Raw genomic sequence first — 10,594 nt, forward strand, 5'->3', positions numbered from 1 at the left:
TCCAGCGGCATCTACGTCTGCACGGCAGAGAACACGTGGTCCGCCTACACGCCAGCCGTGATCTGGCCATAAGGAACCGACATGATCAAACGATCCCGCCTGGCGGCCTGCGCCGCCGTCCTCTCGCTGGCCACCCTCGGGGCATGTGCATCCGACAGGCAGGTGAACCTGCAGAAGGCCGCATACGACACCATGAGCGCCTACCACGTGGCCGCCACTGGTGCCGAAGCCTATCTGGCCAGCGGCAATGTGAACGCCACGGTCAAGGCAGAGATCAAGACGGCATCCGCCGCCGCCATGACCCCGCTGAACGCGCTGGATAACGCCATCACCGCAGGCGACAGCCTGACCACCACCACCGTTTCCACTGCCGAAAGCGCGCTGGCCGGACTGCAATCCGCGCTGGCCGACGCGCAGGCGACCACGACCACGGGGAGCAACTGATATGGATACAGCGGAAATCAGCGCCATCGTAAGCGGCGCTACCACCGTCATCGGCCTGATCGAAAAATACGGGCCCGAAGCATGGACCACCATCGTGCAGGCGGTCGAGCAGACCAAGAGCAGCACCGGCCCGACCGCAGCCGACATCGAAGCGATCTACGCCAAGTGCAAGGCCGATAACGCGGCCATCCAGGCATCGTGAATTTCTACGTCGGCATAGCCCTCGGCTTCGTGCTGGGGGCGGGGAGCGCGGTGGGCTATCTGCTCATCGCGTTCGCGCGCGACTGCTGGCGGCAGGGACGGATGGAATGATCTGGGCGGCTCTTGGCATCATCGTGGCACAGTCGGGGCTGGCGTGGGTGATCTATTTTGTGGAGCGTGCCGACCATCGCCGCTATGTGCGGGATAATCTTGGTCCCCCGCCGCCATGATCCGGCGCTGGCTCCACCGGCTGTTCTGTTTGCGGAGCGTGTGTCAGAAGTGATCGACAAGCGATTTTGATGTTAACGATCGATCGACAACGCTAACGCATTGGCATGTCGTGTTAGCAAAACCGGATTTTCATAACAGAACGGCAGGAACCCGTTAAGGCCCTGCCGTTCTGTTGGCTCGTTGTTGCAGCCGGGGGATTCGTGGGGCCCTACAACGCGCTCGGGCCACGCTCCCGCCAACTATTGAGGATTGCTCAACAGTTGGAGCCTCTGTGCCGCCGGGAGCGTACCCCGGCGTTCATGCCGCTTTTCGCTACGGCGCGACCTGTGAACTATTCGGAATTTCCGAATAGTTGAAACTGGTGCCGTCTTTCTGTTGTCATCTACAAAACACCGGAAAAGAACCGTGGTCCCGGTCAGGCGAACTTACCGCTCCACAAGCTCCAACGCATCCTGAACCAGCCGGTTCAGGCTTACGCCACGGGCGGCCGCGATCTCAGCGGCGCGGGCATGGACATCCGGTGACAGGCGGACCTGAAACTTGCCGGAGTAGCGTTTGGTAGGGGCGATCCCCTTTTCCTCGCACATTTCCAGAAACACGCGGAGCGAGGTCTCGCCTTCCTTGCGCAGCCCTTCCACGCTGTCTGCGTAGAAGTCCGCCCCGCCATTCAGACCAAGGAACTCGCCCCGGAACATGCCGATTTCCGGATCAAACTGGATGACGGCCCGGTGGCCGCCAATCTCCATCACGTTGTTCATGGCGTTACTCCGTTCTGCTCCAGCCATTTCCGCACTGATGCCACAGCACCCTTGTCCGTATCCGGCTTGGGGTGAGGGCGGTGAAAGACCCTGATTTCCCCGAACAGGACCACGCCAATGCGTGATCCTTCCCGCTCTGACACTTCGGCGCCCAGTGAGATGAACAGGGCTTCAATGTCGCCCCATGGCACGTTGCCGGAGACAGGCCGCCTGAAGATCAGTTCGAGAGTCCGACGGTGCTTGGCTTTCATAAATGAATGATACTGGAATATGGTATCATATTCAACGAAAAACCATACCGGGTGATCTCCGGCAATCATCCGCGATCTGGCAGGTGATCCGCGTCGATGGCTGTGCCGTTTTTTGTGCCGACCTGATGTTCGGGCAGGCAGGAGCAGGGCGTTACATGCGGAATATGAACGCACGCCATCGTATTGATAATAAACGATTTTGGAAATTTATCGGAGAGTGGCGGAGATTTTCAAGACCGCTGCCTTCAACCGCTCGGCCACCTCTCCATATCGTCTGTTTAGCTAGGTATTCCGCCGCCGTCTAGATGTTAGCATGCACAAAAACCGGCTGTATTCATCTGCCTGCCATACCCTGCTGTGTGCCAGCATGCTGCAGTCGGTCTGGTATCATCCGCCGTACGCCATTTGATGGAAAAGGCGGGCGAATGTCATGGATATCGCAGCGGAGGCGGAGAACGGACCGGTGTATCCTGACCCTGATCGAACAGGGAGATCGGGCCGATAATCCGATGGGCGCTGGTGATGGTCGGATAACTGACCAGTCCCGCCGTCAGCATAGCCAGCGTCAGAAAGACGATTTTCCTGATCATGACGTCCTCCATTCAGGTAAGGAAAGCGTCATAACTGGCATGTGTATCCGGCGCATGTCGGGATAATGTCATTTTGTGTCGGTGGGATAAGGAAATTTTTAAGGTAAGGACACGCCTCATGTGCGAAGCGGCCCTTACCGGACCCGGGCGGGATTGCAGGGCCGCCCGACAGGGATGGAAGCCCTGTTACTTCTTGCAGTTCTTGTCGAATTCGTTGTGGAGGTCTTCTTCATTGATCTTGATTTCGCCGCGATAGACCGATTGTGGCTTCAGATCGACCCGCGCGCCCCCGATCATGACAGTGGTGTCCGAGTTGATTTTCCATTCTCCGCTGGGCTGCCTGGTGACCGCCTTGCAGTAGTCATTCGTTCCCTGCGCCATGGCGGGTGTGGCAACGGCAATTGCAGCCAGGGCTGCGAGAAGTGAAGCGGATTTGCGCATTGTTGCGTTCCTTTTCCTGTTTCCGGCGGTGAGCGCCGACGGAAAAGTATGGCTCCCTGAATATGGCGACCGTTTGGCAACATAAAGTTACAATTCAACCGCGCCCTATCATGTCCTGTGCCCTGTCTGCGGTTTCTGGCCCGTCCCGGGTCGATCCGGCACATTCCGGCCGGATCAGGAAACACAGGTTGCGGTGGTTCGGTCTTGACGTGATCGGGCTGGCACGATCTCAATACAGTCTGTTTCAGTATCGCAAGGACTTACGGATGCCAGACTGTCCCACCCCCGACATGATACGCCCAGGGCTGGCGCACCGCGTTCGGGACAATACCGCGCAGGGCAGGGTGGGCCGCGGCGCCTGCCATTCCACTGTGAACCGAAAGGCGCGGGGCAGCCATGGACGGGCAATGGCCGGAAGTATGATGGCGGCCCTTGCCTGCATGGCGGTCGTTTTGATGGCCGGGGCATATGGTCCGCCTGCCACAGCCGCCACGCAGGAGGGGACGCTGGCCGTTACGGCGGCGGGACAGGCAAATGCGCGGACCTATACCCGCGCGGCCCTGCTGGCCATGCCACAACAGCGGACGGTCACGCTGGCGGTCGATCCGGAACATATCGGCCCGCAGGTCGAAGCCGTGCCGCTTGCCGCCATGACGGGTTCCGGCGCGACGCCCGATGTCCTGCGCCTGGGGGCGGTGGATGGCTTCGTGGCGGAACTGCCTATGGACACGGTTACCACGGCGGCCGGGTATGGCGTGCAGCCGTGGATCGCCATTGAAAACCCCACCCGGCCCTGGCATTCGGCGCAGGGTGAGGATCTCGGGCCATTCGTGCTGGTATGGGTTGGCGCGAATGCAGGCCGGATCGGGCAGGAGCAGTGGGTTGACCGCCTGGTATCGATACAGGGGGAAACGTCGGCCATTGCCCGGTGGCCGGGACTTGGGCTGCCAGCCACGTTACCGCGGAGCGATCCCGCATGGCAGGGGCAGACCCTGTTCCTCAGCGACTGCATGCCCTGTCACAGGCTTAACGGGAACGGAACGGCTGACAAGGGGCCAGACCTCGGACTGCCGGTCAATGCCGTGCGCTACCTGACCCCGGCAGGTTTCCACGCTCTGGTGCGCAATCCGCGTGCGCTCCGGCACTGGCCCGCCGCGCGTATGGAAGGATTTCCTCCTGCCGCGCTGAGTGATGCGGACATCGACGCCATTCACGCCTATCTGGCCCGTCTGGATAAGGGGACACCCCTGCAGTAGGGCCAGGGATCAGCGGCGCATCAGGTCGGACAGCGCATCCAGTTTGTCACCCAGCATCGCAATGGTGGAACGAATCTCATCCGTGATGGTTTGCGTGTCATCCATCGTGTTGGACAGGCGTTCAAGGTCGCTCCGTATTTCGCCTAGCAGAACGTTGCGTTCGGTTACGATGCCGTCTTCGTCTTCCATATGACGTCTCCCGGGTTTCATGCGTCAACATGCACAATGCGGGTCTTCGGATGGTTTGACAAATGCTTGGGAGCAACTGTGCCATGACAGAAACCGGAACGTCACCATGTGCGGGCGGTTCCGGTTTTGCGGCTGGCCTGTCTTGCGATACATCCCCCCTGAACTGGCGCGGGTGGGGAGAACGCAGGACGATGCAGCAGGTCGAACACTGGATGTGGCGGATTGCAACCGGCCTTGTCATCCCCATGCCGGTGCTGCTGCTGTATGCGCTGGCCCCGGCGGAAATCGTCCTGACGGTGGTGGCCGTGCTGTTTGTCGTCCATGCCGTGCTGACCCGGCACTGGGCATGGCTTCGCCAGCCATGGGTCGTGGTGGCGGTTCTGCTGTGGGGGCAGATCATCCTGTCTTCCGTCGTTACGCAGGGGGCGCACGGGGTCATGCAGTCGCTGTGCTTCGGGCGGTATTTCCTGTTTGTCGCCGCCCTGCAGACATGGGTCCTGCCTGATATCCGCATCCGCGCCGTTCTGGCGCGGGTTTATGGGGGCGTCGCCATATGGCTGGTGGCGGGGTGCTGGCAGCAATATATCTGCGGGCGCAACATCTGGGGATATGGCCGCTGGGCGGATGGCGCGCTGCTGGGGCCGTTATGGGCGCCGCGCGTGGGGTCCGGGCTGTTCATGACGGCGCTGCCGGGACTGTTTCCCACCGCCATCCGCCTGTCGCAACGTGATGGCGCGCGCGGGCGCATCATGGCGGCCGCCATGCTGCTGGGACTGATCCTGACCATGGTGCTGGTGGCGCAGCGCATGCCGCTCTTCCTCATGCTGGGAGGGATGGGTCTTGCCGGACTGCTGGTGCCGCGCCTGCGGGTCGGGCTGCTGGCCGTGGGCGTGCTGGGCGCGTGCGGTGTCGCGCTGTCGCCCGTTCTGGCGCCACAGGCGTATAACAAGCTGGTCGTGAACTTCATCGCGCACATGCATGCCTTTGCCGACAGTCCGTATGGCATGCTGTTCATCCGCGCGGGGGTGATGATCGAGCAGCACCCATGGTTCGGGCTGGGGTTTGACGGGTTCCGTCATGCCTGCCCCGATCCGGCCTATTTCCATGGCCTGCCCTGGCTGGGCATAGCCGAGGGACCGCACGGGGGGGCTACGGGCTGCAACCTGCATCCACATAACTATTACCTGCTGCTGGGGACGATGGGGGGTATGCCCGCAATGGGACTGTTCATTGCACTGGTTGCCTGCCTGCTGGTGCCGATATGGCGGGGTATGGCCCCGGCACGCGACCCGCAGCGGCTGATGCTGGCGGTGGTTGTCACGCTGGTTTTCTGGCCGGTGGCGTCCACCAGTTCGTTCCTGACGCAGCCTTCGGGCGGGTGGCTGTTCATGGTTACGGGATGGGCGCTGGCAGTCTCGCCAGTTGCATCCCGGTTGCAATACGTGCATGGCAGGGACTAGCCCCGGCTGCCCCGGCGCACTACAGTGCCCCGGGTGGACGGTGCCGAATGACAGATGGCAGATGCAGCAGCCTGTCTGCCCTGACCCACGCCCGTATCCAGCAAGGGGAGCCTGCGCTATCGTTTTCGCCTGTTGTTCTGAGGGAACGTGTCTGGAATCATTCCAGGCGCGGGTTTTTGTACGTGTGATCGCCCATGTCCACTTCTGAACGGGATGCGCTCAAGCGCATTTTCGGCAATACCGGTTTCCTGATCGCCGGGCGGGCGACGAATGCGATCTGCAGTTTCGTCTATATCGCATGGGCAGTGCGCGCACTGGGGCTGTCGCAGTTCGGCGTGCTGATGCTGGTCACGACATTCGGGGCCGCCGTATCGCAGGCCACGCACCTGCTGTCGTGGCAGCCACTGCTGCATTACGGTACGGATCCGTTCACCAATGGCCGTAAGGCGCAGTTTTCGCGCGTGCTGGCGTTCTGCATCCGTGCCGATTACATCAGCGGCGGCGTCGGGTGGCTGGTGGGTACGCTGGGGGTTGCGCTGTTCGGTACCTATATGGGGTGGCCGGCGGCGGATCAGGGGGCCGCCTGCGCCTATATGCTGACCATCGCGTTCATGAACACCAGCTGGTCGGCCGGGGTGTTCCGGCTGTGCAATTCCTTCTGGCTGACCATGCTGACCGACCTGTCCGGCGCGCTGGTGCGCACCGTGGGGTCGGGCATCGGTTTCATGTATCATATGGGGCTGGATTATTACCTTCTGGTCTGGAGCATGACGCAGCTGATCATGTTCCTGAGCAGTACCTGGCTGGGGTGGATGCAGCTGCGGCATACGGGCGGGACGCTGCGCTTCAGCCTGTTTACACCGCTGAAGGCGGGCGATGCGCCGGGCATCTGGCGCTTTACCCTGTCCACCAGCTGCAACCACCTGCTGGGGTCGGTATTCAACCAGTTCGGCACGCTGCTGGTGGGTGGAATCCTTGGTCCGGCGGATGCGGCGGTCTATCGCGTGTCCCGCCAGATTGGCGAGGGGATCGCCAAGCCTGCGCAGCTCATGATGCCCGCGTTGTATCCTGAATTCATCCGCCTGCGTGAAGAGCAGGACTGGTATGGAATCAAGCGCGTGACGATCAAGCTGTTCCTGATGATCGGCGGTTTTTCCGTCCTGCTGATGGGGGTGGCGATGGCGGTGGGCAATATCCTGCTGACATGGATGCTGCATGTGCACTGGCACGGGGGGCGGTCCCTGATCATGCTGATGCTGGGCAGCGCGATACTCGGCCTTGGGGTCGTGCCGCTGGAACCGCTGCTGACCGTGATCGGACAGGTGTCGCAGGTGCTCAAAGGGCGGATCATCGTCACCCTGACCTACCTGCCGCTGGTGTATGGCATGACCATGACGTGGCATCTGGAAGGGGCGGCGGCGGCGGCCGACGTGGCCGGGCTGATCATGCTGGCCGTCTGCCTGCGGCCGGTCGTGGCGTGGTTCCGCCGTATGGCGCCGGGGCGCAGGCCGGCAGGCACGGTGACCGGGGATGTTCCGCCCGCCACCCTGCCGCCCGTGCCTGAAAAGGGCACGGGAATGTAATCCCGCGGCGGCGGTTGAAAACGTCCTGTAAATTCCAGGGACGGCTCTGGTGACGTTTTTTCAGAAGTCACTGGTTGGCGCCGCCTTTCCGCGCAAAGGCGGCGCCCGGAACGGCATGGCCGTTCAGAAACTGGCCGTCAGGCTGACATTGAATGACCGGCCCATGCCGGGCAGCGCGCGCAGCACGCCGGTTGCGGCGTTATCCGCCAGCGACCACCCGCCCAGCGGCAGTTCGTATTTCTGGTTCAGCACGTTGTCGATGCTGGCGTCCAGCGTCATGTAGCGCCAGTGATACTGCCCCCCCAGCCCCAGCAGGGCATAACCGGGGGTGCGGGGTTCATTGCGGACCCAGTCTACCGTGTCCTTGGCCTTGACGAAGGTCATTTCCACGCGGCCGCTCCAGTTTTTCCACCGTTCATTCAGCGACACGCTGCCGTTGGTCGGCATCTGGTGATACAGCCCCGCGCCGTTGGTCAGGTCCTGGCCACGCACCCAGTTGATATTGGCCACGATTTCCCCCCGACCGAAACGGGCGTTCTGCCACAGGCGGTAATTGCCTGAACCGTTGATGCCATAGCTCTGGGCATTATGGTTGACGAATCCCAGCGTGTAGAACTGGCCCGCCGACGCAAGGCGCTGCGCGTTTACGTAATTATGGGTGTAAGTATAGTACGGCTGGACCTTCAGGTCCCACCTGTCCCCGTCGGGATCATGCCAGTCGGCGGTGATGGAGGCGGTATTGGCCACTTCCGGCTTCAGGTCGGGATTGCCGACATAGCCGTTCCCGTCGCCAAACCAGTTGATCATGCTGGTGACCATGGCAGACCGCCCCCATGCATAGCGTTCATACAGGTTGGGTGAGCGGGTCTTGCGTGCATAGCCGCCTTCGATCGTCAGGTCGCGGCGCGGTTTCCAGCGGACCAGGGCCGTCACGTCGAAGTTCACGTCCGTCCGGCCCCGGTCAGTGGCGTTGAAGGCATTGGCCGCGGCGACATTGGCCTGGTTCATCATGGAGGAGGAATAGCCGGATACCGGTCCCGTATTCATCATGACCAGATCATTGCGGAAGCCCAGCAGCGTGGTCACGCGCGGGGTCCATGCCGCTTCCCATTCCACGAAATGGCCCAGCCGGTCGCGGTGCCCGTCATTGATGCTGTGATAGGTGTCCGGTCCCATCATCATGCTGCCCGCGACAGGCGGCCACCAGTCATTCAGCCCGGAATGGTCGAACGAACTGCCCAGCCGCAGGGTCTGCCCCTCCGCCAGCGGGATCGTGGCCTTTATGCTGTATCCCGCCATGCGGGCGTTGGTGTTCATGGGCATGTGGGTGGTCTTGGCACGGTCGGGCAGGAAGTCCATGGCATGGTCCTCACGCTGCCAGTAGCCACGTGCCTCCAGTTCACCCCAGTCAAAGGTGCCGACATACTTGCCGTTCACATAGGTGGAGCGGTTGTTGGTCATGTCCATGTACTGGTTGGCGAAGCCTTCATGCGGCGTGTCCTGCTGCCCGAATGTCAGGGTGAACAGGTGATTGTCTTTGTGCAGGCCAAAGGTCACGTCGTGGTTGTAGGTCAGGTAGCTGGTGGAGCGGACAATCCCGGCATCCCCGCCGCCACTGTAATCGCCCGCCTGGCTGTAGGATGCATTGTAGCGCAGGCTGAACATGTCATTGGCCACCGTCAGGCTGCCTGATGCGCCGTAGCCGCCGCCATTGCTGCGATAGGTGCCGGTGACGTGCCCGGTCACGAGTATCCTGCCATGGCGTGCGAACTGCGGGTCCTTGCGTTCGACATCAATCGTGCCGCCGGTGCTGTCGCCGCCCATGCTGACGGGGGTGATCCCGGCAATGGCGGTGGCGGTTTCCACGCTGTCGGGGTCGATGAAGGACAGGGCGGGGTTCATGTGATTGGGACAGCCCGAAGCAATGCGCACGCCATCGACCACGGTCGCCACGCGGTCATCCGCCATGCCGTTGATGACCGGCAGGGACGCAAGGCCGCCCGCCGCATAGGTGCTGACACCCATCTGGTTGCGAAACAGGTTGGCGGTGTCGGGGCTGCTCAGCTGCGCCGTGGTCCGTGCCGCCTGCGAGGGGGAACTGGCCGACAGCAGCCGGTCCCCCATGGGGGTGTCCTCGACCGTGTCCTCGATCGACAGGCCGGGCAGGGTTACGGTGGTTTCAGCCCGTGCCGCCACGGGGTGCAGGCAGGCAGCCAGCATGCAGCCGCCAGCAGCCACGGCAAAAGGCGCGGCCGTTCTTTTTATGGAAGTCACTTTTCATGTCCTGAACAGGAAACGGGAATGCGCATGCCCGTACGGGCATGCGACAGCGCATGGGTTCAGGAAACGGAAGGTGGCCCGCGGGAGGGGGGGAGACCAAGGGAGGGAACAGGAGGCGCGCGGGGCTGTCGCGGCTCATGCCGGGCCTGTGCCCATGCCAGCGGGGGCAGGGGCAGGAACGGCAGAAGCGTCAGCGCAAGGGCGGGCAGGTGCAAAAGCGGGCACAGCGGGCACCCATCGGCATGATCGTGGCCCGTGTGAGGGGGCGTGTCATGCGGGTGTGCGGGCATGCCGTCCATCATGGCATGGTGATGGGGGAATGCGTGGGCGGTGGTGGCCGTGTGTCCCGGCGGGGCGATGTCGATCCCCGTCAGCCGCATTATGGTGCCGCGGGGCAGTTCCCCCGGCATGCTGCGGCTTTCAATCAGCAACTGCCCCCACAGCCCCAGGCACGCGCACAGCACCATGATCCAGCGGATCACAGGCATGTCGTGCATGAAGGGGTGGCGGGCGTGGCCCATGATTGAACTGGTTCTTTCTGGTTGTAAGATAAGGCGGTAACGGATTTATGTTCTCGTGGCTGCATCCCTTTTTGTCAAATGGGGCGCGGGCCGTCATACCGGCTGCAATGGATGGAACCGTGCCGCAACAGCAAGACAGGACCACAGGCAGGCTGCTTGCCCCCGATGTCGCGCATATGCGTGGCCGCCGGGCGCGCATGGTGGCGGGGTGGGCGGTGCTTCTGGCCGTGCTGGGGCATGGCATGATCGGCGCATGGCTGCTGCCGGGGCGCACGAAGGTGCCGGATGCGCCCAGTGAAAAAAGCAGTATTCAGGTCTTTTTCGACCATCCGGAGGTTGCGCCCGCCCCTGAACCGGCTACGCCACAGCCACAGCCACAGCCACAGCCA

13 protein-coding genes and 1 pseudogene are annotated in these 10,594 nt (G+C 62.4%); 7 read left to right on the forward strand and 7 right to left on the reverse strand.

What is annotated here, in order from left to right; all coding sequences use genetic code 11:
- Positions 1-81: 81 nt before the first annotated feature.
- From B7449_RS17610 to B7449_RS23680, 3 genes are all read left to right on the forward strand, one after another.
- On the forward strand, positions 82-444 hold the full coding sequence (locus B7449_RS17610; RefSeq protein ID WP_039733457.1) for a hypothetical protein: 363 nt from the start codon (positions 82-84) through the stop codon (positions 442-444).
- Position 445: 1 nt separating this feature from the next.
- Entirely contained in the window at positions 446-646 is a 201-nt protein-coding gene (locus B7449_RS17615; RefSeq protein ID WP_039733456.1) for a hypothetical protein, read from the forward strand.
- A gap of 106 nt (positions 647-752) precedes the next feature.
- Entirely contained in the window at positions 753-875 is a 123-nt protein-coding gene (locus tag B7449_RS23680; RefSeq protein ID WP_264996730.1) for a hypothetical protein, read from the forward strand.
- A gap of 426 nt (positions 876-1,301) precedes the next feature.
- Here B7449_RS23680 and B7449_RS17620 read toward each other — a convergent pair whose 3' ends face one another.
- The 4 genes from B7449_RS17620 to B7449_RS17630 all read right to left on the reverse strand — a co-directional run bounded on the left by B7449_RS17620 (position 1,302) and on the right by B7449_RS17630 (position 2,916).
- Positions 1,302-1,634, reverse strand: a complete 333-nt coding sequence (locus tag B7449_RS17620) for a type II toxin-antitoxin system HicB family antitoxin (RefSeq protein WP_039733455.1) — start codon at positions 1,632-1,634, stop codon at positions 1,302-1,304.
- Positions 1,631-1,885 (reverse strand): type II toxin-antitoxin system HicA family toxin, encoded by a 255-nt coding sequence (locus B7449_RS17625; protein ID WP_039733472.1) that lies wholly within the window; start codon positions 1,883-1,885, stop codon positions 1,631-1,633. The genes B7449_RS17620 and B7449_RS17625 overlap by 4 nt, the downstream gene beginning before the upstream one ends.
- Positions 1,886-2,313: 428 nt before the next feature.
- Positions 2,314-2,475 carry a hypothetical protein gene (locus B7449_RS21535; protein ID WP_167335765.1) on the reverse strand — a complete coding sequence of 54 codons (162 nt, stop codon included), beginning with the start codon at positions 2,473-2,475 and terminating at the stop codon, positions 2,314-2,316.
- A 186-nt stretch (positions 2,476-2,661) separates the two neighbouring features.
- The gene (locus B7449_RS17630; RefSeq protein ID WP_039733453.1) at positions 2,662-2,916 is read right to left on the reverse strand and encodes a hypothetical protein; all 255 of its coding nucleotides are present in this window, start codon (positions 2,914-2,916) and stop codon (positions 2,662-2,664) included.
- 407 nt (positions 2,917-3,323) lie between these two features.
- On the opposite strand from B7449_RS17630, the gene B7449_RS17635 reads away from it, so the two are divergent.
- Positions 3,324-4,172: a cytochrome c gene (locus tag B7449_RS17635; protein ID WP_235721310.1), complete on the forward strand. Its 849-nt coding sequence runs from the start codon at positions 3,324-3,326 to the stop codon at positions 4,170-4,172.
- Between the two features lie 9 nt (positions 4,173-4,181).
- Here the strand turns inward: B7449_RS17635 and B7449_RS17640 are convergent, their stop codons facing one another.
- Complete coding sequence (locus B7449_RS17640) at positions 4,182-4,361, reverse strand: hypothetical protein (protein ID WP_039733452.1); 180 nt, start codon at positions 4,359-4,361, stop codon at positions 4,182-4,184.
- A gap of 83 nt (positions 4,362-4,444) precedes the next feature.
- Between B7449_RS17640 and B7449_RS17645 the strand changes: the two genes are divergently transcribed.
- Together B7449_RS17645 and B7449_RS17650 are read left to right on the forward strand one after the other, a co-directional pair.
- Positions 4,445-5,821, forward strand: a complete 1,377-nt coding sequence (locus B7449_RS17645; protein WP_235721309.1) for an O-antigen ligase family protein — start codon at positions 4,445-4,447, stop codon at positions 5,819-5,821.
- 194 nt (positions 5,822-6,015) lie between these two features.
- On the forward strand, positions 6,016-7,404 hold the full coding sequence (locus tag B7449_RS17650) for a lipopolysaccharide biosynthesis protein (RefSeq protein ID WP_039733450.1): 1,389 nt from the start codon (positions 6,016-6,018) through the stop codon (positions 7,402-7,404).
- A gap of 123 nt (positions 7,405-7,527) precedes the next feature.
- On the opposite strand, the gene B7449_RS17655 is transcribed toward B7449_RS17650, so the two are convergent.
- Positions 7,528-9,678 carry a TonB-dependent receptor gene (locus B7449_RS17655; protein ID WP_039733449.1) on the reverse strand — a complete coding sequence of 717 codons (2,151 nt, stop codon included), beginning with the start codon at positions 9,676-9,678 and terminating at the stop codon, positions 7,528-7,530.
- A gap of 65 nt (positions 9,679-9,743) precedes the next feature.
- Entirely contained in the window at positions 9,744-10,205 is a 462-nt protein-coding gene (locus B7449_RS17660; RefSeq protein ID WP_235721308.1) for a DUF2946 family protein, read from the reverse strand.
- 119 nt (positions 10,206-10,324) lie between these two features.
- Between B7449_RS17660 and B7449_RS17665 the strand changes: the two are divergent.
- A pseudogene (locus B7449_RS17665) lies at positions 10,325-10,594 on the forward strand (energy transducer TonB); the annotation flags it as partial.

The sequence above is a fragment of the Komagataeibacter intermedius TF2 genome (genome assembly GCF_000964425.1).
Taxonomy (GTDB): Bacteria; Pseudomonadota; Alphaproteobacteria; order Acetobacterales; family Acetobacteraceae; genus Komagataeibacter; species Komagataeibacter intermedius.

Coding starts and splice junctions, on each gene's coding strand:
- B7449_RS17610 (WP_039733457.1), top strand. CDS start 82: ATGATCAAACGATCCCGCCTGGCGGCCTGCGCCGCCGTCCTCTCGCTG.
- B7449_RS17615 (WP_039733456.1), top strand. CDS start 446: ATGGATACAGCGGAAATCAGCGCCATCGTAAGCGGCGCTACCACCGTC.
- B7449_RS23680 (WP_264996730.1), top strand. CDS start 753: ATGATCTGGGCGGCTCTTGGCATCATCGTGGCACAGTCGGGGCTGGCG.
- B7449_RS17620 (WP_039733455.1), bottom strand. CDS start 1,634: ATGAACAACGTGATGGAGATTGGCGGCCACCGGGCCGTCATCCAGTTT.
- B7449_RS17625 (WP_039733472.1), bottom strand. CDS start 1,885: ATGAAAGCCAAGCACCGTCGGACTCTCGAACTGATCTTCAGGCGGCCT.
- B7449_RS21535 (WP_167335765.1), bottom strand. CDS start 2,475: ATGATCAGGAAAATCGTCTTTCTGACGCTGGCTATGCTGACGGCGGGA.
- B7449_RS17630 (WP_039733453.1), bottom strand. CDS start 2,916: ATGCGCAAATCCGCTTCACTTCTCGCAGCCCTGGCTGCAATTGCCGTT.
- B7449_RS17635 (WP_235721310.1), top strand. CDS start 3,324: ATGGCCGGAAGTATGATGGCGGCCCTTGCCTGCATGGCGGTCGTTTTG.
- B7449_RS17640 (WP_039733452.1), bottom strand. CDS start 4,361: ATGGAAGACGAAGACGGCATCGTAACCGAACGCAACGTTCTGCTAGGC.
- B7449_RS17645 (WP_235721309.1), top strand. CDS start 4,445: ATGACAGAAACCGGAACGTCACCATGTGCGGGCGGTTCCGGTTTTGCG.
- B7449_RS17650 (WP_039733450.1), top strand. CDS start 6,016: ATGTCCACTTCTGAACGGGATGCGCTCAAGCGCATTTTCGGCAATACC.
- B7449_RS17660 (WP_235721308.1), bottom strand. CDS start 10,205: ATGGGCCACGCCCGCCACCCCTTCATGCACGACATGCCTGTGATCCGC.